20 protein-coding genes are annotated in these 23,598 nt (G+C 65.1%); 3 read left to right on the top strand and 17 right to left on the bottom strand.

Annotation, left to right across the window (positions count from 1 at the left end; all coding sequences use genetic code 11):
• Positions 1-139: 139 nt before the first annotated feature.
• The 8 genes from AC3IRM_RS16785 to arfB all read right to left on the bottom strand — a co-directional run bounded on the left by AC3IRM_RS16785 (position 140) and on the right by arfB (position 9,875).
• Entirely contained in the window at positions 140-655 is a 516-nt protein-coding gene (locus tag AC3IRM_RS16785) for a hypothetical protein (protein WP_489204222.1), read from the bottom strand.
• A gap of 1,303 nt (positions 656-1,958) precedes the next feature.
• Positions 1,959-2,348 (bottom strand): hypothetical protein, encoded by a 390-nt coding sequence (locus AC3IRM_RS16780; RefSeq protein ID WP_489204221.1) that lies wholly within the window; start codon positions 2,346-2,348, stop codon positions 1,959-1,961.
• 552 nt (positions 2,349-2,900) lie between these two features.
• Entirely contained in the window at positions 2,901-3,233 is a 333-nt protein-coding gene (locus tag AC3IRM_RS16775; RefSeq protein WP_489204220.1) for a hypothetical protein, read from the bottom strand.
• A gap of 499 nt (positions 3,234-3,732) precedes the next feature.
• Positions 3,733-4,356 (bottom strand): hypothetical protein, encoded by a 624-nt coding sequence (locus tag AC3IRM_RS16770; RefSeq protein ID WP_489204219.1) that lies wholly within the window; start codon positions 4,354-4,356, stop codon positions 3,733-3,735.
• 1,114 nt (positions 4,357-5,470) lie between these two features.
• Entirely contained in the window at positions 5,471-7,621 is a 2,151-nt protein-coding gene (dcp, locus tag AC3IRM_RS16765) for a peptidyl-dipeptidase Dcp (RefSeq protein ID WP_489204218.1), read from the bottom strand.
• A 146-nt stretch (positions 7,622-7,767) separates the two neighbouring features.
• Positions 7,768-8,829 (bottom strand): hypothetical protein, encoded by a 1,062-nt coding sequence (locus AC3IRM_RS16760; RefSeq protein WP_489204217.1) that lies wholly within the window; start codon positions 8,827-8,829, stop codon positions 7,768-7,770.
• On the bottom strand, positions 8,826-9,434 hold the full coding sequence (locus AC3IRM_RS16755) for a lysophospholipid acyltransferase family protein (protein ID WP_489204216.1): 609 nt from the start codon (positions 9,432-9,434) through the stop codon (positions 8,826-8,828). The genes AC3IRM_RS16760 and AC3IRM_RS16755 overlap by 4 nt, the downstream gene beginning before the upstream one ends.
• Positions 9,435-9,464: 30 nt before the next feature.
• Positions 9,465-9,875, bottom strand: a complete 411-nt coding sequence (gene arfB, locus AC3IRM_RS16750) for an alternative ribosome rescue aminoacyl-tRNA hydrolase ArfB (RefSeq protein WP_232136571.1) — start codon at positions 9,873-9,875, stop codon at positions 9,465-9,467.
• 113 nt (positions 9,876-9,988) lie between these two features.
• On the opposite strand from arfB, the gene AC3IRM_RS16745 reads away from it, so the two are divergent.
• Positions 9,989-10,495: a DUF2059 domain-containing protein gene (locus AC3IRM_RS16745; protein ID WP_489204215.1), complete on the top strand. Its 507-nt coding sequence runs from the start codon at positions 9,989-9,991 to the stop codon at positions 10,493-10,495.
• A gap of 21 nt (positions 10,496-10,516) precedes the next feature.
• On the opposite strand, the gene AC3IRM_RS16740 is transcribed toward AC3IRM_RS16745, so the two are convergent.
• Entirely contained in the window at positions 10,517-11,206 is a 690-nt protein-coding gene (locus AC3IRM_RS16740) for a pseudouridine synthase (RefSeq protein WP_489204214.1), read from the bottom strand.
• A gap of 84 nt (positions 11,207-11,290) precedes the next feature.
• On the opposite strand from AC3IRM_RS16740, the gene AC3IRM_RS16735 reads away from it, so the two are divergent.
• Positions 11,291-14,014, top strand: coding sequence for a M16 family metallopeptidase (locus AC3IRM_RS16735; protein WP_489204213.1), 2,724 nt, complete (start codon positions 11,291-11,293; stop codon positions 14,012-14,014).
• 428 nt (positions 14,015-14,442) lie between these two features.
• Here AC3IRM_RS16735 and AC3IRM_RS16730 read toward each other — a convergent pair whose 3' ends face one another.
• The 8 genes from AC3IRM_RS16730 to AC3IRM_RS16695 all read right to left on the bottom strand — a co-directional run bounded on the left by AC3IRM_RS16730 (position 14,443) and on the right by AC3IRM_RS16695 (position 22,536).
• Positions 14,443-14,940 carry a hypothetical protein gene (locus AC3IRM_RS16730; RefSeq protein ID WP_489204212.1) on the bottom strand — a complete coding sequence of 166 codons (498 nt, stop codon included), beginning with the start codon at positions 14,938-14,940 and terminating at the stop codon, positions 14,443-14,445.
• A gap of 65 nt (positions 14,941-15,005) precedes the next feature.
• Positions 15,006-15,962 (bottom strand): 2-dehydropantoate 2-reductase, encoded by a 957-nt coding sequence (gene panE, locus AC3IRM_RS16725; RefSeq protein ID WP_489204211.1) that lies wholly within the window; start codon positions 15,960-15,962, stop codon positions 15,006-15,008.
• A 58-nt stretch (positions 15,963-16,020) separates the two neighbouring features.
• Entirely contained in the window at positions 16,021-17,400 is a 1,380-nt protein-coding gene (locus AC3IRM_RS16720) for a YfcC family protein (protein ID WP_489204210.1), read from the bottom strand.
• A gap of 63 nt (positions 17,401-17,463) precedes the next feature.
• Complete coding sequence (locus AC3IRM_RS16715) at positions 17,464-18,534, bottom strand: OmpA family protein (protein ID WP_489204209.1); 1,071 nt, start codon at positions 18,532-18,534, stop codon at positions 17,464-17,466.
• Between the two features lie 181 nt (positions 18,535-18,715).
• Entirely contained in the window at positions 18,716-19,651 is a 936-nt protein-coding gene (locus tag AC3IRM_RS16710; RefSeq protein WP_489204208.1) for a hypothetical protein, read from the bottom strand.
• Between the two features lie 102 nt (positions 19,652-19,753).
• Complete coding sequence (locus AC3IRM_RS16705) at positions 19,754-20,575, bottom strand: hypothetical protein (protein WP_489204207.1); 822 nt, start codon at positions 20,573-20,575, stop codon at positions 19,754-19,756.
• A gap of 186 nt (positions 20,576-20,761) precedes the next feature.
• Positions 20,762-21,577 carry an ABC transporter permease gene (locus AC3IRM_RS16700; RefSeq protein WP_489204206.1) on the bottom strand — a complete coding sequence of 272 codons (816 nt, stop codon included), beginning with the start codon at positions 21,575-21,577 and terminating at the stop codon, positions 20,762-20,764.
• On the bottom strand, positions 21,574-22,536 hold the full coding sequence (locus AC3IRM_RS16695; protein ID WP_489204205.1) for an ABC transporter ATP-binding protein: 963 nt from the start codon (positions 22,534-22,536) through the stop codon (positions 21,574-21,576). Before AC3IRM_RS16695 ends, AC3IRM_RS16700 begins: the two co-directional genes overlap by 4 nt.
• 271 nt (positions 22,537-22,807) lie before the next feature.
• On the opposite strand from AC3IRM_RS16695, the gene AC3IRM_RS16690 reads away from it, so the two are divergent.
• Complete coding sequence (locus AC3IRM_RS16690; protein ID WP_489205955.1) at positions 22,808-23,515, top strand: ferredoxin--NADP reductase; 708 nt, start codon at positions 22,808-22,810, stop codon at positions 23,513-23,515.
• Positions 23,516-23,598 lie beyond the last annotated feature (83 nt).

Raw genomic sequence — 23,598 nt, 5'->3', positions numbered from 1 at the left:
CAGAAGCCTAGTTGCAGGAACGGTAAGGCGCTGCCACTTTTCGAAGCGAGCTTCATGGTTCGACTTGCAGTGGGCCATCTGTTCCGCCTAACACTTGAATTAAGCCGACTTGCGAAGCAAGTTCGGCTTGAATGAATTGTTAGGCGCACTCGTAGTCAGTCACGCCCTGTTTCTCACCACACGTCACGCACTGCGCCTCGAGATAGAACCAATCGAACAGGTCCTGGATCCGGCCCTGGTTCTCCGCCCCCAGTTCTTCAATAGGCTCAATCTGATAGCTAAAGCCAGCCTGCACCGAGAAACTAGACTCCTTGCCGGCAGTGCAACGGTACTCCGACGGGGCACCTGTGCCGCGGATGCTGCAGCACGGATGACCGAACTCGGCGTCGTATCCGTGGGCTGCTATATCAAACAAGACCTTGGTTTTATCGCACAGGTTGCAGGTGAGGCTGATCGGGGCAGCAAAGAGCTCCTCCTCGACGTGGCCTATAACCTTGAACGAATTGCAGCCGCATGTGCAGGCGACCGCGAAGTAGCCCAACTCATTGAAGACTCCCTCTAGCGGCTCGCGGACAGGGGCGGCGGCAAAGCTAGTCAGGCACCTAGGTGGCGCTGCCCACGCGCGCTCAACAAGTTCGGATGGTGCGTAGCTCATGCTCTTGTGCGCCTAACGCTTGAATTAAGCCGTGCCGCGAAGCGGCATCGGCTTGAATGAATTGTTAGGCGTCACCGGTAACCCCTGACCGAATGGGGACTGGGAAGCCCAGTTTGCTCCTGGCCGATGATCTCTAAGCCCGCAATAGACCCACCTTGCGACCAGACGATCACAGTAACCGTCTCATCACCCAGAGAGGCAAGCGCCTCAGCAAGGTTGTTCCCGACGGTGGCGTCGCCGTCAGGCCCAAACCAGACTGTGGCACAGCCGCATTTGCATGTGGCGGTGACTCGGAGCGCTGGAATAGAGGCGACGACTCCAGGAATAGTCTGGTCACGCGCGCCGACGGCCAACACCCGCTCCAAAAGCTCGGCTTCTTCTTGTGAGATCTGTCGAGACATTCAGTGTGACGCCTAACGCCTGAGTTAAGCCGCGCCGCGAAGCGGCGTCGGCTTGAATGAATTGTTAGGCAGCTGGCCGTGGAAAGCCGGCCACCATGATCTAGTTGCTAGAGTCAGAGCGCACTTGCCACGCAAAGCTGAGGATAACCCCGACAACCCCAATTGGCGTGCAAACCGACCAAGCAACCCAGCCGGGGCCACCCGAAGGAATCAGTGAGAAGGCGACGGCGCAGAGAGCAACAGTGACTGCCATGCCAACGTAAAGGCGCCAAGAGAGAAAGAGCTCTCCGAGTTCCAGCAGATCAAGAAGCGCCATTCACCGTCTCCAGTTGCCTAACGCTGGAATTAAGCCGCGCCACGAAGTGGCGTCGGCTTGAATGAATGGTTAGGCCGCAAGCTCATACGACCCAGTGGCTGATCTTGCTGATTCTCCACGTCTTTCGACTCTTGATGAAGTAGTAGGTGACGCCGGACTCATGACCTGGAGCAGAGTCTGCGTAGAACGTTGCTTCGACATCTCCGAATGGAGGCACCTTGATAGGCATGCTACCCGGGGTGATTTGGAGTGACGACTCTGCGGCTGAGATGGATCGGAGCGGGAGATCTGTTTTAACGAAGTAGCGCTGGTGCACGTTGATCCGGCGCTTTCCCCGGGCTAACTGAAGTATGGCTGCGAGGTCTTCGGCAGTGATGTCCACGTCAATTCGAGGATCGGTGGGCGCAACCGGATCTCCGGCCGCAGGGGGATTTGGCAGAACTGGAATCGTGGCAGCGGCAGCCAAGGCTACGCACGTTGCCAGAATTCCTTTCATCACTTGCGACGTGACTGCCATGCGGCCTAACGACTGAATTAAGCCGACCCGCAAAGCGGGTTCGGCTTGAATGAATTGTTAGGTGCCGGTCTAGTGAACAGCAAGATCAAGCTGTTCGATCTCGAGAGACGCATGATTGGCCGACACCCAGTCTTTGGAGCGCTCCAAGAGATCATAGGCCTCCGGCGCAGAGTCCGGGTGGAGCCTAACCTTGATAGTAGTGTTGCTTGGATGTGGCGGACCCGCCTCAGCCAGGAAATCCGGCGACTGGATGTGGCGCAGATAGCCCTCAATCTTGTCCTGCAGCCGGGTAAGCGACCTATGATCTGCCGCGAGCGGCGACGCGACAACGATGAATAAATCCGCGCCACCCCCAACAAGGATTGTCACTACATCGAGAACGGCGAGCGACGGGATCGGATGCTCCGAGTCGTCGTCAGGGTGCGGAGAAGGCTCATGTTTTGTGATGGCCGCAGACATTCAGCAAGGCACCTAACACCTGAATTAAGCCGACTCGCGAAGCGAGTTCGGCTTGAATGAATTGTTAGGCTGCGCCCTCGTAACGAGCAGCCCCGCTGCCAACTGACAGATGTGGCTGCGCTGCTCGGCTGAGAGTACGCGGAAGGGTATGGGCATAGCACCACTCTCAAGCTCAATTAGGAAGCCCGGACTGTAGGTGTGAACTGCTTTCACCCGGGACCAAGGCACAGAGCCAGGGCCGAGTCTGGTGCGTCTGCTCACACCCAACGCGTCGATAGTGAACTCACACCGGCCGACGCGAGACGACTTGTATACGAACCCAAGTGCTGCAACGCCTTGCATAGCGATGCGCGAAAGATGCCTCTTCACTCCGCTCAGTGTCCGCAACTCGTCATCCGTATCAAAGGCGTGCTGCGTGACGAACTGGAGGTACTCGCCGAGCCGATAGCGAACTGAGAATTCAATGCGCGGAGAGGGGTCCATAGCAGCCTAACGCCTGAATTAAGCCGCGCCGCGAAGCGGCGTCGGCTTGAATGAATTGTTAGGTGGCAACTACGGCAACTGCACGTGCTCCACCCACCGATCTGCAGTAAAGCCAAGGATAAGCCCAAGAAGGGCTGCGAGAGCAAATCCCTCCGTGGGAGGGCTGAACAATGCAGCGATTGCCAAGGCCACCCCTATACCCAGAACGGTCTGCCCTGGTAGAGATAGCGAGCGCTTCTTTCCGGCGGTACCGAAGGCGACGATGCCGCAGTAGACGCCGAACAAGAACACGGCGGCAATGCCTTTAGCGGCACGAGCATCAAGGATCTCAAAGCGGAAGACCGCAAAGAGTGCAAAGATGCTGCCGAAGAAGATTGCCCCAAAGACTTCCCAGCGATTCATCGCCACCTAACACCTGAGTTAAGCCGACCCGCGAAGCAGGGTCGGCTTGAATGAATTGTTAGATGCCATTTACCTTGCCCAATGACCTGCACTGCGTGGCCCCTTGAGGCTCTTGCCAATTTTTGAATTCGGGAACATTTGGCCAGCATACGTGCCAGCAACCACCGCCTGTCTGGCGAGCTTGTCCTGAGGCTAAACAACCAACCAGGCAGTCATTTGCGGGACCGCACTGGGCTGCAAGCTCTTTGACCCAGCATGCCTCCGCAGCGGTTAGCACCACGCCATCAGCGAGTGATCCGGTGCATGTGCCATCTAGTGCGTCAAGAAAGGACATGTCTGGTGGAGGCGGCGGTTCTAAAGGAGCCGGGCGGGGAGAATTTTCGGAGGCAGGACTGCACGCGATGAGAAAGACAAGACTCACACTTGCGGCAATCTTCCACATGGCATCTAACGCCTGAATTAAGCCGCGCCGCGAAGCGGCGTCGGCTTGAATGAATTGTTAGGCATCGCACAGCGGACGCAGCAAAGCCAGAGCTTGTGCATGCTTGTCCGATACGAGGCCCACGCCGGGATGGTAGCGGAATCCAGAATGGTCACGGCTTGCAGCCTCAAGGGCAGGTCTAGCCTCGGCGCGAGCATCGGCGAGGTTCCCTTGGGCAGAGAGGATGATTGCTTTTGTTGCATGAAACACAAAGTGATCCACGGAAAACATGAGGTTCTCAGCGGCTTTGGAAAGTAGGGCCATTGCCTGATCGTAGCGATGAGCTGCGCCCCGTAGGGCTATTTGATATGGCAGCTCCAAGTATGCGCCGGTGCGCAAATTTGGGAACTCCGCCTCGCGATTTAGAGCTGCCTCGTAAGACGTGAATGCATCTTCTAAGCGGCCAAGAGTTATGTAGGCCGCCGCACGATCAACATGAGCTTGAGCATGGTCAAAGTCTTCACCAAGTGCAAAGTACCGATCAAGCAGATCTAAGGCTACCTGCGGATTAGTTTGCGTGAGGGAGTAGGCCTGAATCCGAAGATACTGGCTTTTGCGACGAGCGCGCCGCAGCTTCTCCTCAAAGAGAGATGCGATATCGGCATCCCAGCTCTTGTTCCGGCACCAGCGATCATCTGTCATGCGATGCCTAACGCCTGAATTAAGCCGCGCCGCGAAGCGGCGTCGGCTTGAATGAATTGTTAGGCGCGCGGTTGCGGTTCACCAGCATCCTTAAAGAAGATGCGATCAAACGATTTTCTAGCAGGATTTGTTGCTGTGACCACACATCCAGGCTGTTTTGGTCGAGAGAAGGATCTACTCCCGTCATAGGTAGGCTCAGAGGGCGGCACGTAGATGCCACCAACACCTGACGCAGCACAACTCACATCCCACTTCGTCGACATGGCCAACGCAATGACGATTGCCAGAACTACAGCGGCTATGATCCATTTCACGCAACATCTCCTTTTATCAGTGAACTGTCTGTTGCTTCTGAGTATGCGAGCTAGCCGCGTACGCCGCCTAACACCTGTGTTAAGCCGACCCGCGAAGCGGGTTCGGCTTGAACGAATTGTTAGACCTGCCAGTGATGGCATCTGGCGGGTTCTCGAAGTGGAACTCTATCGGGACCTGGTGGCGGCAAGCATGCGCTCTGGGCGGGTATCTCCACTGGGATACAGCCAAAATAATGGCCCCGGAGTACCCCACCGGCTGAGTGTTACGGTGCCCCACGGGATGCCAGTCCGCACCTCCAATGGTGGGAGACTCCACTTGTCCAGCTGGATCGATAACGAAGAGTACCTGAGCTACTCCAGTGAATTCATTGTGCAACCTGGGCGGTAGCACGGGGACGACCGTAGATAGTGGAATGAGGTCAGATGGGCAACTAGCGATGGACTCACCCATAGAGCACGCGGGCGAGGCACTGACTGCAATGAGAACTAGCAAGTACTCCAGTACTTTCATGGCAGGTCTAACTAGTATTAGACCCCGGATGCGGGGTGTTGCACCGAGTATGCCCCGTCGACGCGTCTCCTGCCACGCAGCAAAATTTCATTCGCATCAGTCGCTTGCGCCGCTCCTGCCCGTAGCCCTGCGAAAGCGAATGCCGCGTTATGCGGCATCCTGATCTCCAGTGCGTTATCAGGTGTTTTCGTCGCATAACGCAGGGATCGATTTACGCGCACAGAAGAAAAGGCGGCCCGGGGGCCGCCTTTCTGGACGCTTCAACTCAGTGCATGCAGGTACGCGCGTTTCACTTCAATCCACGATGCTCCAGCAACGGCTCGACACTCGGGTCCTTGCCGCGGAACTCGCGGTACGCCACCGCCAGATCACGCGAGTGGCCGATCGACAGGATCTTGTCGCGGAAGATCTGGCCGTTCTCGCGGGTCAGGCCGCCGTTTTCGCGGAACCACTGGAACGCGTCGTGGTCGAGGACTTCGGCGCCGAAGTAGGCGTAGTAGCCGGCCGCATAGCCGCCGCCCCAGATGTGGCTGAAGTAGCTGGTGCGGTAGCGCGGCGGCACGGCGGCGAGGTCGACCTTGTACTTCGTGAGCGCCTGCTTCTCGAATGCATCGACGTCCTGCTTGGCTTCGCCCGCGGGCAGGGTGTGCCAGGCGAGGTCGAGCAGGGCGGCCGAGAGGTATTCGGTGGTGGCGTAGCCCTGGTTGAAGGTGCGCGCGGTGACGATCTTGTCGACCAGTTCCTGCGGCATGGCTTCGCCGGTCTGGTAGTGCTTGGCGTAGTTGGCGAAGACCTTGGGGTCGAGCGCCCAGTGCTCGTTGAACTGCGAGGGGAACTCGACGAAGTCGCGCGGGGTGTTCGTGCCGGCGACGGACGGGTACTTGGTGTTCGAGAAGAAGCCGTGCAGCGCGTGGCCGAACTCGTGGAACAGGGTGGTCACGTCGTCGAAGCTCAGCAGCGCGGGCTGGCCGGCGGCGGGCTTGGTGAAGTTCTCGACGTTGTAGACGACGGGAATCGTGCCGGTCAGGCCGTTCTGCTCGACGAAGTTGCCCATCCACGCGCCGCCCTGCTTGCTGTCGCGCTTGAAGGGGTCGAGATAGAACAGAGCGAGCTGCTTGCCGTCGGCATCGAAGATGTCGAACACGCGCACGTCGGGGTGGTAGACGGGAATGTCTTTCCGCTCCTTGGCGGTGATGCCGTAGAGCTGGTTGGCGGCGAAGAACACGCCATCAACGAGCACGCGGTCGAGTTCGAAGTAGGGCTTGATCTGCGACTCGTCGAGATCGAACTCGGCCTTGCGGACCTGCTCGGCGTAGAAGTCCCAATCAGCGGCGCCGGCGGTGAAGCCGCCGTTCTGCGCGTCGACCACGCCCTGGATCTTGGCGAGCTCGGCGCGCGCACGCGCGGTAGCGGCGGGCACGGTGTCGGTGAGCAGCTTGAGCGCGGCTTCCGGGGTCTTCGCCATCTGGTCGGCGATGCTGTAGGCGGCGTAGTTCGGGAAGCCCAGCAGCTGCGCCTGACGCGCGCGGATCTCGGCCAGGCGCTGGATCGTGGCGCGGGTGTCGTTGGCATCACCGCGTTCGGTGCGGCCGGTGGACGCGGCGAGCACGCGCTCACGCAGGGCGCGGTTCTTCAGCGAGGCGAGCACCGGCTGCTGCGTCGTGTTCTGCAGGCTCAGCAGCCACTGGCCGTCCTTGCCGGCGGCCTTGGCGGCATCGGCCGCGGCGGCGATCGCGCCCGCGTCCAGGCCGTCGAGTTCGGCCACGTCGGTGACGAACACGCCGCCGGCATTGTTGGCCGCCAGCAGCTTGTTGCCGAACGCGGTAGACAGCGTGGAGGACTCGGAATTAAGCGTGCGCAGCTCGGCCTTGTCGGCATCGCTGAGCAGGGCGCCGGCGCGGACGAAACCGTCGTGCGTGTGTTCGACGACGGTGGTCTGCTCGGGCGTGAGGCCGAGCGTGGCGCGCTGGTCGTAGATCGTCTTGACGCGTGCGAACAGCGCCGGATCCAGATAGATCGCATCGCTGTGTTCGGCGAGCTTCGGCGCCAGCGCTTCCTCGGCGGCCTGCAGCGTCTCGTTGGTATGGGCGCCGGTGAGCATGAAGAACACGTTGATCGAGCGGGTCAGCAGTTCGCCGCTGCGCTCCATGGCTTCGATGGTGTTCTCGAAGGTCGGCGCGTCGGGGTTGTCGGCGATCGTGCGGATCTCGGCTAGGTGCTGTTTCATGCCTTCTTCGATGGCCGGCTGGTAATCGGCGTCTTTCAGCTTGTCGAAGGGCGGGGCCTGGAACGGCAGCGTGCTGGCGGTGAACAGGGCGTTCTGCGCCGGCGCGGCGGTGGTGGATTCGGTGGCGGGCATCGTGGACTCGGGGGCGGTGCGGTCGCCGCAGGCGGACAGCGCCAGCGCGATCGCGGAAGACAGGAGCAACGTACGCAACATGGGAGGACACTCCGGAAAAACAACGCAGGGATAGCGTCGGTCGCTGTACGCGGCCCGCCAACCGTGCAGCGTGCGCCTGTCGCGCGGGCCGGGGAATAGGCCGTTCGTTGGCCGCTCTCCAATCCCCGGGATCGGCAAAGTCCGGATCAGGTGCCGGTGAACCGGGACTCGGCGCAGGTGGCAGGCGCGATGTCCTGCACGGCGCCGTTGCCGGTGGCGAGCCGGCGCATCGGCGGCACATCCCCGGCCACGCGCGCGTGTGCCTTCGGGAACGACGCCGCGAGACGGGCGGCGGCCTCGCGCTCGGCCGGCGTAGCCGCGGCCTCCAAGCTGGCGCGTTCGCGGGCGATGGCTTCGCGCTGCGGTTGCTGCGGGGCCAGGGCAACGATGTCGGGATGGCTGTCGAGCAACTGGTACCAGGCCAGCGCGCGGGTGAGATCCGGCACCACCACCTGGGCCAGGAAGGGGCGGAAGCGGCCGTCGCCGCCATCCGAATATGCGACCGCGAGGGCGCGCATGGTCTCGATGTCGCCGTGCGCGGCCGCCTGGATGGCGATGGCCTCCGCTTCGCGCCGATAGACCTGCAGCGCTGGAAGTGCATCGAGCAGGTCGCTGCGGCGGAAGGCATTGCCGCTGGCGTAATGCCGCATCGATGGCAGGTGCCCGGCCAGTGCGGCCTGCCGCCAGGTGCGGGCGCGTGCCTCGGCGCTCAGCGTCGGCGCGCCCTCGCAATGCACCACCCCGACGCCGAGCTGCTCGATCTGCGCGCGCTGGGCCTGCTGCGCGGCCGTGAGACGCGCGCGCAGCGGTTCGGGAAATGCGCCGCGCTCGAGCGCGGCGTCCTGGCCGTCGACGAACACCTGCAAGCCGCGATGCCGCTCGCGCAGGCCATCGCAGCGTTCGATCTCGGCGGCCAGCCGGCAGGCCGCACGCGCATCACCGGATGCGGCCCGGCTGCGAAGTTCGTCATGGATCAGGCGCAGTGGCTGGTCGTCGGCCGGCAACGGCTGGTCGGCCAGGCGGCGGGCCTGCGCACTGGCAGAGCGGGCGTCGACATCGGCCGACACTTCGGCGCCGGACCCTGTCGACGGCGCCGCGGTGGACGCGCGCTCGCCGGCGTTGCGCCCCTGCAGCAGCACGACGCCGAGGCCGACCGCGGCTGTAATCGCAAGCGCACCGAACACCGCGGTGCGGACGCGCGGCGTCATACCGTGCCGCGGTTCTTGCCCATGAAGGGCGCGTACCAGGTGCGGATCATCGCCATGTCGGCGTCGGGATCGTCGCTGGGATGGATGATCGGGCCGAAGCCGATGACCTTGTCCGGGTAATGGAAGTACATGGTCAGGATCGGCACGTTGGCGGCCTTGGCGATCTTCCAGAAACCGGACTTCCAGCGCTCGACGCGCTTGCGCGTGCCTTCCGGCGCGAGGCCGTACCAGAAGGCCTCCTTGCCGTGGATCGCGGCGGCGGCCTGTTCGATCACGCGCGAGGCGCGACTGCGGTCGACGGGAATCACGCCCAGCCCGCGCAGCGCCCAGCCGAGCACCGGAATGCGGAACAGCGAATCCTTGCCGAGCACGCGGATGTCGAGGCCCAGCGCCGCCTTGGCGGCGAAGCCCCAGATGCCGTCCCAGTTGGAGGAATGCGGGGCACCGATCAACACCAGACGCGAGACGTCAGGCAGTTCGCCGACGATGCGCCAGCCGCCGAGCCGCAGGATGCTGCGGCCGATCCAGCGCGCAAGACGACTGGGTTTGACGCGCGGCGCGCGCGGTGGAACCGGAATCAGGAACGGATACTTCGAAGTACTCATGCGTCCTCGGCGCAAGGCCAACAATGCGGGTCAATCCCAGTCGCGCGTGGCGCGACCGCGCTTGATGGTACTGCGTTCGCGTTTCGCCCCGAGCCGTCGCTCCTTCGATCCGCGCGTGGGCTTGGTCGCCACGCGGGCCTTGGGCACTTCGTAGCCGAAGGCGACGAAGGCCGCCAGACGCTCGCGCGCGTCTTCGCGGTTGCGGTCCTGGGTGCGGAAGCGCTGCGCGTTGATCACCAGCACGCCGGCCTCGGTGATGCGCCGGTCGCGGCGCGCCAGCAACCGCGTGCGGACGTGTTCGGGCAACGAGGGCGAGCCGGCGATGTCGAAACGCAGTTCCACCGCAGTCGACACCTTGTTGACGTTCTGGCCACCGGGACCGCTCGCGCGCACGAAACGCTCGACGAGCTCGTCTTCGGGAATGGCGGGCGGCGTGGACATCGGCGGCGATTGTAGACGGTGGCCCGGGCCGCGACCGCATAACCCCGTGGTGCGCGGCGCCCGGTGGGCACGGTTTACAGTAGCGGCCACTCACGGACAAATGGAGTTCTCCGATGGCACGTCGTTTCCCACTGGCCGCCCTGCTGGCCCTCGCGTTCTGCGCGCCGGTCGCCCTGGCCGCACCACCGAGCGAAGCCCAGATCGATCGCCTGCTCGAGGTGATGCGGGCCGAGCAGACCGCGACTGCGATGGTCCCGCAGGTCATGGCCTCGCAGCAGCAGATGATCGCCCAGCTCACCCAGGACGCCGATCCCCAGCAGCGCGAAGCCGCGCAGCGGGCCGCCGCGTCGTCGTTGCGCGCGGTGGAGTCGGCGCTGTCGTGGGAGTCGCTGCAGCCGCTGTACCGCAAGATCTACATGGACACGTTCACCGCCGAGGACGCCGAAGCGATGGTGACGTTCTACAGCAGCCCGGCCGGGCAGAACCTGCTCGACAAGATGCCGCTGCTGATGCAGAACACCATGTCGGCGGTGCAGCAGCTGGTGATCCCGATGCTGCAGCAGATGGAGCGGGACATGCGCTCGGAACTTGCGACCGATCCGGCGACGCCGGCGGAGTGAGTCAACCCTGCACCGCGACGCTCACACCGTCGCGGTGCCCGGAAACAGCAACAACGCCTTCGCGAACTCGTCGCCGGGCGGCGTGTCGACCACCAGCCGCGCGCCGGTCTGCGGATGGTCGAACCCCACCCGCTCGGCGTGCAGCAGCATGCGGTGGATACCGAGCATGCGGAAGTTGCGGTTGTGGCGGCCGTCGCCGTGGCTGGTGTCGCCGATCAGGTGATGCGACAGGTGCTTGAGATGCCGGCGGATCTGGCGGAAGCGGCCGGTCATCGGCTCGGCGCGCAGCAATGCGTAACGCGAGGTCGGGAAACCCGATGACGGCACCGCCAGTTCGGTCGTCGCCAGTCGCGTGAACCGGGTGACCGCGGGTTTCTTCACCGGCTTGCCGGGGCCGCCGTCGAGCGGGTGGTCGACGACGACGTCATCCGGCCAGCCACGGCAGATCGCGAGGTAGTGCTTGTCGACGCTGCGCGCCATCCATTGCGTGCCGAGCGCGGACGCCGTGTCGCGATCGAAGGCCACGAGCAGGCCGCCGCTGGTCGCGCGGTCGAGGCGGTGGATCAGGAACAGGGGACGGCCGAACTGTTCGCGCAGGCGATCGGCGAGGAAGTCGTGCTCGTCGCGCGCCAGCGCGCTGTCGTGGACCATCAGGCCCGCCGGCTTGTTGACGACGGCCAGCCAGTCGTCCGCGTAGCGCACCTCGATCATCGTGAATCCACTGACGTGTCGCAGCCGGTCGGCCGCCACTGATCTGCTATTTTCGTCGATCGTCTTCGCCAACGGGGGATCCGCATGCAACGTCGTCTACGTGCCTGCGTTGTGGTGCTGCTGCTCGGCAGCGCATGGCCGCTCTGGGCCGCGCCGCCGCAGCTCGACGCGCCGGTGCACGAAGCCGAGGGCATCCGCGAATACCGCTTCGACAACGGCCTGGCGCTGGTGCTGTTTCCCGACACGAGCAAGCCGGTGACCACGGTCAACGTGACCTACCGGGTGGGCTCGCGCCACGAGGGCTACGGCGAGACCGGCATGGCGCATCTGCTCGAACACCTGGTGTTCAAGGGCACACCGACGCACACCGACATTCCCGGCGAGATGCGCCGCCGCGGCGTGCGCTTCAACGGCACCACGTGGCTGGACCGCACCAACTACTTCGCCAGCTTCTCCACCGATGCCGACACCCTGGACTGGGTGCTGCGCATGGAAGCCGATCGCATGGTCAACTCGCACATCGCGCGCGCTGATCTCGACAGCGAGATGACCGTCGTCCGCAACGAGATGGAATCGGGCGAGAACAATCCGGTGCGCGCGCTGATGCAGCGGGTGATGGGCGCGGCCTACCAGTGGCACAACTACGGCAACTCGACGATCGGTGCGCGCAGCGATGTGGAGAACGTGCCGATCGACCGGCTGCAGGCGTTCTACCGGACCTGGTACCAGCCCGACAACGCGGTGCTGGTGATCGCCGGCGATTTCGATCCGGCACAGGCGCTGGCCGCGGTGGCCGAGAGCTTCGGCGCGCTGCCCAAGCCGACACGGGCATTGCCCGTCACCTACACGCGTGAGCCCGCACAGGACGGCGAACGTCATGTGGTGGTGCGACGTGTCGGCAGCACGCCCTATATAGCGGCTGGCTATCACATCCCTGCAGGACGCCATCCCGATACGGCCGCTGTAGCTGTTCTCTCGCAGGTTATCGGCGACATACCCAATGGCCGGATGCATCGCGCGCTGGTCGAGTCAGGCCGCGCCTTGAGCACGGGTGTTTCGGCGATGGCCATGGACGAGCCGGGCTATCTCACGCTGACCGCAGAAGTGCCGGAAGGAAGTGATCTCGACACAGTGCAGAGGGAACTGCTGACGCTGGTGGAAGTTGGAACCGCCAAACCATTCACACCAACAGAGGTCGGGGAAGCCAAGAAGCAGATGTTGCTGGGTTATGAACGCGCGATGCGCGACCCCAATGCAATCGGCGTTGCGCTGTCCGAGGCCATCGCGCAAGGTGACTGGCGCCTGCTGCTGCTCAATCGTGATCAGATCGAAGCGGTCACGGCCAATGACGTGACACGTGTCGCAGGCACCTACCTGCGCCGCGACAACCGCACCACCGGCCAGTTCCTGCCGACCGACAAGGTCGAACGCGTGGTGATCACCGAAGCGCCGACCGCCGAAGCCGCACTGGAAGGATTCGTCGCCCGCCCCGCACTCGATGCCGGCGAAGCCTTCGATCCGTCCTACGCCAACATCGACGCGCGCACGAGGCTGGCGACACTGTCGAACGGCGCGAAGCTCGCGGTGCTGGACAAGTCCACGCGCGGTGGTTCGGTGCAACTGCGGATGAGCCTGCGCCTGGGCGATGCGACACGCCTGCAGGATCGCGCGATGGCCGGTTCTGCCACAGCGACGATGCTGATGCGCGGCAGCGGGCAGCTCGACCGTGCGGCGCTGGCGCGGCGGCTTACTGCACTGCGCTCGACGCTGAGCATCGGCGGTACTGCGACCACGGTGACGGTCGCGGCAACCACCGACCGCGACAATGTCGGCGCATTGCTCGATCTCGTCGCCGATGTGCTGCGCACCCCCAAGTTCCCGGAGAGCGAGTTCACCCAGCTGCGCAACCGGCAGCTGGCCGGCATCCGCGACAGTATGACCGAGCCGGGCGCGGTGGCGAACGAGGCCCTGTCGCAGCACTTCAACGTGTTTCCCAAGGGCCATCCGTACTATGCGAAGAGCTTCGACGAACGCATCGCGGACATCGAAGGCCTCCATCTCGACGACGTGCGCGCGTTCCACCGTGATTTCTACGGAATGGGCGAGGGCGCGACGATCGCGGTGGTCGGCGATGTCGATCCGGATGCGGTCCGCACACAACTCGAAGACCTGTTCGGCGACTGGGCGCTGCCGACACCGTTCGTGCGCATCGAAACACCGTACGTCGCGCGTGAGGCGGTGCGCCAGACACTGGTCACGCCCGACAAGGCGAACGCGACGCTGGTCGCGCGGCAGTCCCTGCAGATCAATCAGGACGACGCGGATTACCCGGCGCTGCTGATCGGCAACTACATCCTCGGCGGCTCGGGCATGAAGTCGCGTCTGGGCGACCGCATTCGCCAGCGTGAAGGCCTGAGCTATGGCGTGGGCTCGAATTTCTCGGCCAGCGTATTCGACGATGCGGGTGCGTTCGGCGTGTCGGCGATCGCCGCGCCGGAAAACATGGCGCAGGTGGAAACCGCGATGCGCGAAGAACTGCAGCGCATCCGCAGCGAAGGCATCACCCAGGCCGAGCTCGACGACGCGCTCGAAGGCATGCTGCGCGCCCGCCGCACCTCACGCGCGAACGATCCAGAACTCGTCGGCATGCTCGACAGCAATCTCTACACCGGCCGCGACATGGCGTATTCGGCGGCGTTCGAAGAGAAGTTGCGTGCGCTGACGCCGGAAGCGGTGCGGGCGGCGATGAAGCGGCATCTGCAGCCGGAGGCGTTGTCGGTGTTTATCGGCGGGGATTTCAAGGATTGAGTGGCGTTAGAGCAACGCTGAAAATCGTCATTCCCGCGGAGGCGGGAATCCAGAGGCTCTCGAGCCGTTGAAAACAAAGGCGCTGGATTGACCAGCCATTTGGCTGTTGAAAAGCGCATCCGCCTTCGCGGGAATGACGAACAAGGACAGACCTGGTCACTGTGGCGTCGGAGCCCGTCTCCCAGAAGGAGAGGTGCTGCTTCGCTGCTGCCGATGGATCGGCGCCTGACCGGTCAACGCTGCGTGTTACAGCGCTTCTCTTCTTCAGCCCTTCTTCCTCTGGGAGAAGAGCCTGCCCCGTACTTGATACGGGGTGCCCGAAGGGCGGATGAGGGCGCTTGTGAACGCTTCCTCTATTCCATCCCTCACCCGACGCGCCGTGCGCGTCGACCTCCCCCATAGGAAGAGGTGCTCAAAAGCCAGAGGCCTCAGCCGGCAGGCGTGGGCGTCGACTGAGACGCCATCGCTTCGAGTTCGTCGCACATCTGCTTCTGCTGCGACGGCGTGGCCTGGGTGAACTGGGCGTTGGTCTTTTCGTGCGCGGAGGCGAACTCGCCGTCGAAGGTGCCGACATCGCCCCCCATCTTCGTGAACTCCTGGCGCAGCTGGTCCTTGGCCTGGTTGAGCTGCGCGTCCGACACATTGGGGTCGCACAGCTTCGCGGCGGCGTGCATCGCGCCGGCGATCCCGGCGATCTGGGTCAGCATCGTCGTGGCGGCGTCGCCCGTCAGCGGGGCATCGACCGGTGGTGTGCCCGATTCGATCTGGGCCTGCGCGGCTTCCGATGGCTGGGTCTGCGTGTCCTCGACCGGCTGGGTCTGCGCTGCCTCATCAGTCGCGGGCTGCGGCGCGGGATTGCACGCGGCGAGGCCGAACACCGCGGGCACGAGCAGGCAGGCGAAACGTCGGGTACGGGGAAGCGTCATGCGGCCATCTCCATCAGGGGAGCGGCGAGCCTAGCAAAGGCGTTGCGAAGGCCAGGCGTTCTGCTTCAGGGCGTCTGCGGCGTCTCGCGGCGCGACTGGTAGGCCTGCAGATGCACCCAGGCCGCATCGAGATGCGGCACCGCGTGATCCGCTGCGCGCGCACGTGCGCGCAGGTCGCCGATGATCTGCAGCGCCTCGACATCCTGTCCGGCTTCGAGGTCGCGCAGCATCGAGGCGGTGACCGTTGAGCCGGCCCTGGTCAGCAACGTGCGCGCCTGTTGCGCGGCTTCGACCGGAATCGCATGGCCGTCCGCGGCGGCGACTGCGAGACATTCGTCGTGCAGCGCCGTCAGGAATGCGGTGCCGCCATCGGTCTCGACGATGCGGCCGATGCTGGCGCGCATCAGGCAGGTCGCTGCGGCCAGCGCGGCGAGGAAGGTGAACTTGTTCCAGGCGGCCTGCATGAAGCTGTCGCTGCGCACCGCGTCGAAGCCGGCGGCGTCTGCGCACACCGCCTCCAGCGCACGCGTGCGCGCACTGCCGTTATGCGCCGCATCGCGCTCGCCGAAGGTCATCGAGGGCGGCGACGGCAGGTGCACCACTTCGCCATCCTCGCCCTTCATCGCGCTGATAAAACACAGTCCGCCCAGCACACGCTCCGCGCCGAAGCGCGCATCGAGCGCGGGGTAATGCAGCAGGCCGTTGAGGATCGGCAGCACCGCGGTGTCCGCACCGACGGCCGGCGCGATCGCCTCGATCGAACTGTCGAGGTCGTAGGCCTTGCAGCTCAGCAGCACCAGATCGAACGGCCGGTCCGCAGCAAGCGCAGGCAGCGCGTCGGCGGTGATATGCGCAACCGGGAACTGCGCGTCCCCAAGCCCGCTGCGGATCCGCAGGCCGTCACGCTCGAGCTGCGCCGCGCGTGCGGGACGCACCAGGAAGGTGACGTCGACACCGGCCTGCGCGAGGCGACCGCCGAAGTAACCGCCGGTGCCACCGGCGCCGAGAACGAGGATTCGCATGTCGCGATGGTAGCCGGCGGTGGCGGGTGGCGTCAGGCCCTGCACTGCACGCGGCGCATCAGGCGTAGCCGATCCACACTGCGATCACCAGCGCGATTGACGCGGCCGCCATCAGCTTGAGCATCAGCGGCCAGGCGAAGCGGAACCAGCGGTCGTACGGCACGCCGGCCATGCCGAGGATCGCCATCAGCACGATGTTGGTCGGCAGGATCAGGTTGGCGAAGCCGTCGCCGAACTGGAACGCGAGCACCGCGACCTGGCGTTCGACGCCGGCGACGTCGGCCAGCGGGGTCATGATCGGCATCGTCGCGAACGCCTGGCCGGAGCCGGACGGGATGAAGAAGTTGATCAGCGTCTGCATCAGCAGCATGCCCACGGCCGACAGTTCCGGCCCCAGCCGCGACAGCGGCATCGAAGCCGCATGCACGATGGTGTGCAGCACCTGGCCGTCTTCGAGGATCAATGCGATCGACCGCGCGAAGCCGACCAGCAGCGCGACCACCGCGAGTTCCGCGGCGCCCGCGGCGAAACGCCGCGCGGTCTCGTCCACGCCGAGCCGGCCGATCAGGCCCGCCGCCAGTGCGACCACCAGCCACAGCGCACCGAGTTCGGTGAGATACCAGCCGCGCTGCGAGATGCCGTAGACCATCAGCACGACTGCGGCGACGACGACGACGGCGATCGCCGCGTGGCGGCGGTCGAACGGCGGATGCTCGTTGGCGGCGGCCGGCGCTGCGCTGTCGATACCGACCATCAGGCTTGCGCCCGGATCGGCGGCGACGCGGCGTGCGTAGCGCCACACGTGATGCGCGGCGATCAGCACGAACGGCAGGAACAGCGCGAGCCGGAAGCCGATGCCCGAAGTTGGCGGCAGTTCGGCGATGTCCTGCGCGACCAGCACCGTGTACGGGTTCGTCCAGGCCACGCCGTAGCCCACCACGTAGCCGCCGATCATGATGCCCATCGCGGTCATCGCATCCAGACGCATGGCCAGGCACAGCGCCACCAGGACCGCCGCGAATGGAATGTATTCGGTGGACACGCCGAGCGTGCCGGAGCCGGCGGCGAAGGCGGCCGTGCCGAACAGGATCAGCAGCGCCGGATGCCCGCCCAGCGTGCGCAGCAACCAGCCGAGCAGCGCGTCGATCAGGCCGGTCGCGCGCAGCACCGCAATCGCGCCGCCGACGATCAGCAGGAAGAAGATGATCGCCTGGGCGTCTGCGAGCGCGCGCGGCACCGAGGTGAACAGCGCGGCGGGGCTGAGCCAGACGCGCTCGGCATGCACCGCATACGTGCCGGGCACGACCATCATCCGGCCCGCGTCATCTGCCTCGGTGGTGAAGCTGCCCTGCGGCAGCAGCCACGTCGCGACCAGCGCAGCGATCATGATCAGGAACAGCAGGACGAGCGTATGCGGGATGCGGAAGCGTGTGGTCACTGGCATGGTCGCCGATAGCGAGTGACCGGCCATGCTACCCCACGCGGTTTTTCCGGCGGCGTGTCAGTCCCGTCGCACCAGTTCGACACGGCGATTCTGCGCGCGGCCGTCATCGGTCGTGTTGTCGGCGACGGGTCGGGTGTCGCCGTGACCCACGGATGCCAGGCGATGCCCCGCGATGCCCGCATCCGTGATCGCGGCGACCACGGACGCAGCGCGTGCCTGTGACAGCGTGCGATTGCGAGCGGCGTCGCCGGTGTTGTCGGTATGGCCTTCGACCGACAGCGACAACGTGTCGTCGGCCCGCAACAGCTCGACGATCGCTGCGATCTGCGGCTGGGAGTCGGGCAGGATCTCCGCGCGGTCGGTTGCGAAATGCACCTGCAGCGCGACACGGCCGGCGTCGGCCAGCGCCTGCTGCAACCGGCTGGCCGGCAACAGCGTGGAGGTGACCTCCAGCGGCTGCTGCTGGATCACGATCAGGCCTGCATACCTGCCGCCACGGCAGGTGCGCACCCAGACGTTGCCCTCCGCCCGGCGCAGCACGAACACCTGCTGCACCGAGTGGCCCCAGCATTTGGCCTCGGGATGGTGCTGGGCCATCGCCTCGGTCATCTCTTTACGCAGATCAGCGGGGGTCTGGCCCGACGCGAGTTCCACGCCGCCGGCGGCGAGTACCACGTGCTGCAGGTTGCGCACGACCTCCAGGTCGGAGAACGTCCCGGCGGATGCCTGACGGTCGGCGCGGATACCGGTCGAGTACACGCGTCCTTCCACCCGTTCGAGTCCCGAACCGGTCCAGAACATGGCTTCGCCGAACTCCAGTCGGCGCGTGGTGTTGGCGGTTTCCCGGTACCCCGCGGGCACCGTGAAGAACGGGAACTCGCCCAGCGGATGCTCCGAGACCGGCAATGCCTCGATGTCGAAACCGGCAACGGCCGTCCCGTCGGACGCGTCGGTCTGCGTATCGGGGGCCGGGTGGGTCGCCACGTCGGCATCGACGTCGGGTGACTGCTCGACCACCGCAGCGTCCACGGCGTCGCCGGTATCGGCCGGCGCAACGGCATCCTCGGCCGTGCAACCAGCGATCAGCAGTGCCAGACAGGCGGCAGGTACACAACGCGATCCGAACATCCCACATCTCCTTGCAGTTGGGGGCGCCCGATCCGGTCACCCATGCCACGTCCTGAGCGTGCTCGTGACGTGCGAAACCTCAACAGAATCTCACCCGCTTCACGCACGCGTCCGACGCGCGCTCGCGATCGTCACCTCGACCGCTGCTATGGACGTTTCAGCGGATGGAGCGACTCCACGCTCAACGCACGATTTCACGTCCGCATCGGATCACCGGATCACTGCATGCGTCCTTCTCGTCTCCAGCGGAGAGCGGGATTTCCTGCAGCAATTCGATCGGAGAATCCGCAGCACGACGGGTCAGCAGGAAAAGCCGGTAGTCGTCGAGATGTTCGCTCACAGGCGCGCGCAGTCTCGATGACACCAGGAGATCCTCGACCCCGTCGTGATTGAAATCCCCGCGTGCCAGCCAGGTCCAGTCCTGGCGCCAGCCGTCCTGATCGACGAATGCAATCTGCTTCAGGCGCTCGATACCGGAGGCGTCCGTCGCGGGCGCATCCATCGTGTCGTCGATGGCCTCACCCAGCGTGCCGCCGCTACGGAGGATCTCATCCACTCGCGCGGCCTGCCGTCCCGGTGACATGACGGTCACCAGTTGCGCGGGCAGGGTGCGAAACGTCGGTTCGTCCATTTCGAAATCGGTCACGAACGACGTCTCGGCCGTCAGGCCCTGGCTGATCACGCGGGCCGCGTAGCACTGCCGCCGAACGCCCGCGTACGGCACGCGCTCACGCTGCGTGGGCGGCTGCAGCGCGCGTAGATCGGCCTCGAATAGCTGCGTACAGGTGGTGACCCTCGCTTCGTCCACCAGGTTCGGTTCCGGAGCGCCGCCGAGACGGTGGACATGGAAACCGATCGGATCACCCGCCTCCGAAACCCAGGGCCGCTCCAGCCAATCAGCCCAGTTCTCGACCTCGTCGACGCGTGCACCGTTACTCCGCATACCTTCGAACCAGGCGACATCCTGCACGGTGCGCACTGCGTCGCCCTCTGGAGTAGCGCCAGCGCAGCCCGGGTTGGACAGCACGATCGCCAGTACCACGGTGAGCCGACACCGCACCCCCGGCGTGTGCGAACTGGCCCGCATAGCCTTCCCGTCACTGCCCGTCTGATGCATGGATTCCTTTCCAATGATGTTGAAACAAAGAGCCTCACGCCAGCCGCATGCTGCCAACCCGGGCTTACTGCTGCATTGGGGAAGCCGAGGAGATGCGACGGGTCATTTTCGCCCGCCTGCGCCGTGGGCCGGCTTGGCGGTCGCCGGCCTCGGCTTCATGTCTGACAGGGCGGAGACATCGTCGAGCACGAGCGCCTGCAGGCTGGCCCGGATTCCGGCGCCGCCGGGATCCGGGGTCTGGTCCACTACCAGCGCGTTGAGGAGATGACCGATGCCGCGGACTTCCGACAATGGCGAACCCGCCTGGTCGAAGCCGTACGCGCCACCACCGGCCCACAGGCAGTAGGTGCCTCCCCCCGCCAGTGACTGCTCGACGCAGTCGACGCCGGCCGCGCTTCGCGTCGGCGCGGATGTACCCCCATCTGTGGACGTGGCCCAGCGATTCCAGATGTGCGCAGGCGGCGACGGTTCAGAAGCCGATGCGCCGCTGTCGAGCGTGATCGACGCGTCTTGTGTCGCATCGACATAACGGTGGTAACCGGAACTCACCAGCTCGAACACACAGCGGTCACCGGTTTCGAATGAGCCGCCCGGCGCCCGGAAGCGCTCGTAGCGGTAGGCGATACGGTCCGGCCCCGACCAGACCTGCGCACGCGCCGTGCCCAGCTTGCCGAAGTCTTCTTCGGACAGGCGGCGTCCGCCGAGTCCGGCCTCGTCGCAGAGGGCAACCTTCGCAAGATAGGTCCGCTTGTCAGGATTGCTTCCGGCATCAACGAACTCGAGATGCAGGTCTGCATACGCGGTGCCGATCATCGTCCCAGCGGCCGACCCGGACGGGACGGTATCGATAGATCCGGTATCCACCGGTTCCGCGCAACCCGTCGCTGCAAGGGCCGCGATCAGCGAGCCCAGACCCAGCAGCATCCCCGTACCAGGACGGGCTGGAGTTCCAGCCTGGTTCCAGGCGCGCAGACTCATTCGCCGTTATGCGCAAAGCGCGCCTGATGCGAGGCTCCGGCATCCGTGTGCGTCATACGCGCGCTCCCCGACGTCCATGTTGTGCGGCCTGGAAGCGTGTTGGCCGCACAAAAGGATGTCAAGCGAATCGGGTCAGCTGCGCAATCCGATCCCGCGCTTGAGCAGCCACAGCGCCAGCGCACCGAGGGCGATGACGAAGCCGATCATCAGCGCGAACGACACACCGAGCGACACGTCGCTGACGCCCAGCAGGCCGTAACGGAATGCGTTGACCATGTAGAAGATCGGGTTGGCGTGTGTCGCGGTTTCGGCCCAGCCGGGCAGCAGCGAGACCGAATAGAACACGCCGCCCAGATACGTCAGCGGGGTCAGGATGAAGATCGGCACGATGGCGACGTCGTCGAACTTCTTCGCGTAGACCGCGTTGACGAAGCCGGCCAGGGCGAAGATCGTCGCGCCCAGCAGCACGGTGGCGAAGGTCACCAGCGGATGCGGAATGCGCACGGTGGTGAACAGCATCGCGATGCCGAGCACGATCACGCCGACGGCGAGGCCGCGCGTCACCGCGCCGATCACGTAGCCGCCGAGAATCACCCAGCTCGGCATCGGGCTGACCAGCAGTTCCTCGACATGGCGGCCGAACTTCGCGCCGAAGAAACTCGACGAGATGTTGCCGTAGCTGTTCTGGATCACGCTCATCATCACCAGGCCCGGCACGATGAAATCCATGTAGCGGATGCCGTCCATCTCGCCGACACGCGCGCCGATCAGGCCGCCGAAGATCAGGAAGTACAGCGTCATCGTGATCGCGGGCGGCACGAGGGTCTGGCCCCAGATGCGCAGGATGCGGACGATCTCGCGGCGGGCGATCGTGTACAGCGCGACCCAGTGGCGCTGCGCGGTGCCTTCGACGGCGGCGACGTCGGTGTGGGTGGTCTTCGTACTCATGCCGTCTGCTCCTGTTGCGAGGCGGCATTGGGGCCGGTCATGCGCACGAACAGTTCCTCGAGCCGGTTGGACTTGGTGCGCATCGAACGCACGCGGATGCCGGCGCCGTCGAGCGTGGCGAACACGCGGTTGAGATCCATCGCGCGCGGCATGTCGAGATCCAGCGTGTGGTCGTCGGTCGCGACCAGTTCAGCGCCCTCGATCGGCGGCAGCGTGGCGGGGAGCGTGCCGTCGATGTCGAAGATGAAACCCTCGACGTCGAGCTTGGACAGCAGCACGCGCATCGGACCCTGTTCGACGATGATGCCGCGATCGATGATCGCGAGGTTCCGGCACAGGCTCTCGGCTTCTTCCAGGTAATGCGTGGTCAGGATGATCGTCGTGCCGGCGGCGTTGATCTCCTTCAGCGTCTGCCACATGCCGCGGCGGATCTCGATGTCGACACCGGCGGTGGGCTCGTCGAGGATCAGCAGGCGCGGGCGCGTCATCATCGCGCGGGCGATCATCAGCCGCCGCTTCATGCCGCCCGAGAGCGTGCGCGACATCGTCGTCGCCTTGTCCCACAGCTGTGCGCGCTTGAGTTCCTCTTCGGCCCGTACCATCGCCTCGGCGCGCGGGATGCCGTAGAAGCCCGCGTAGTTGACCAGGATGTCGAGCGGCTTCTCGAACATGTTGAAGTTGATTTCCTGCGGCACCAGACCGATCAGGCGCATCGCCGCGTCACGGTCGGTGTGCAGATCGGTGCCGAACAGGCGCACGTCGCCCGAGGTCTTGTTGACCAGCGAGGAGATGATGCCGATCAGCGTCGACTTGCCGGCGCCGTTGGGGCCGAGCAGGGCGAAGAAATCGCCGGGCGCGACGTCGAGCGAGATGCCCTTGAGGGCCTCGACACCGCCGTCATAGGTCTTGCGCAGATCGCGCACCGAAAGGGCGGCGTCTGCCTGGGGAATCGGGGACATGGTCCATCGCTCGTGCCGCGGATGGCGCGGCGGGGGTCCGTAGTATAGGGACGCCCCGACGGGCCCGGCCGCAACGGCGCGTTGCACGCGTGGGGCGGTGCAGCGGCACAACGCGGTGTTGCGGCCTGTGCACCGGGCGCCCGTCACCGACCCGCTACCATAGGCGCATGGAGCCCTACCGGCCGCAGCCAGCGCCGGACGCTCGCCGAATCACGGACAAATCCCCGCAGTGGCCATCACGCAATTCCCCATCAAGCTCGTCGCGCGGCGCATGGTCGCGCCGACCGTCGCTCACCTGTCCTTCGTCCGCGACGACGGCCAGCCGCTGGACTTCATCCCCGGGCAGTTCATCCAGATCCATTTCGAATACGCCGACGGCACCCCGACCAAGCGTTCGTATTCGCTGGCGACGATCCACGACCACGCGATCGGTCCGGGCGAGGCGATCGACGTGGCGGTGAGTTATGTGCCAGGTGGCGCCGCAACCGCGCTGTTCGAAGGCATGGATCTCGGCAGCACGGTGCAGGCCAGCGGCCCGTTCGGCCGCTTCTGCCTGATGCCGCAGGACACCAACCGCCGCTATCTGCTGGTCGGCACGGGCACCGGGGTCACCCCGTACCGGGCGATGCTGCCGCTGCTGGAAACCGCCATCGCCGAGCGCGGCGTCGAGATCGTGCTGCTGATGGGCGCACGCACACCGGCCGAACTGCTGTACGGCGACGACTTCCGCGCGTTCGCGGAGGCGCACCCGAACTTCCGCTTCGTGCCGTGCTTTTCGCGCGAATTGCCCGACGCGCCGCATGCCGATGTGCGCCACGGCTATGTGCAGCAGTTCCTCGAGGAATTCGCGCCCGGCGAAGGTGACATCGCCTACCTGTGCGGCAATCCGAACATGGTCGACGCGACGTTCGAGGCGCTCAAGGGCTTCGGCCTGCCGGTGCCGCTGATCCGTCGCGAGAAGTACGTCAGCAGCAAGTAGCCGCCTGCAGGCAGTCGCCGTACTCCGGATGCGCAGTGCAGGGTGACCCGGGCGCACGGTCGCCGCAGGGTGAGGCCGGCAAC

Source organism: Luteimonas sp. KH_071 (assembly GCF_057838005.1).
The sequence above is the reverse complement of the archived record's forward strand: the minus strand, read 5'-3'. Positions and strand labels throughout refer to the sequence as shown.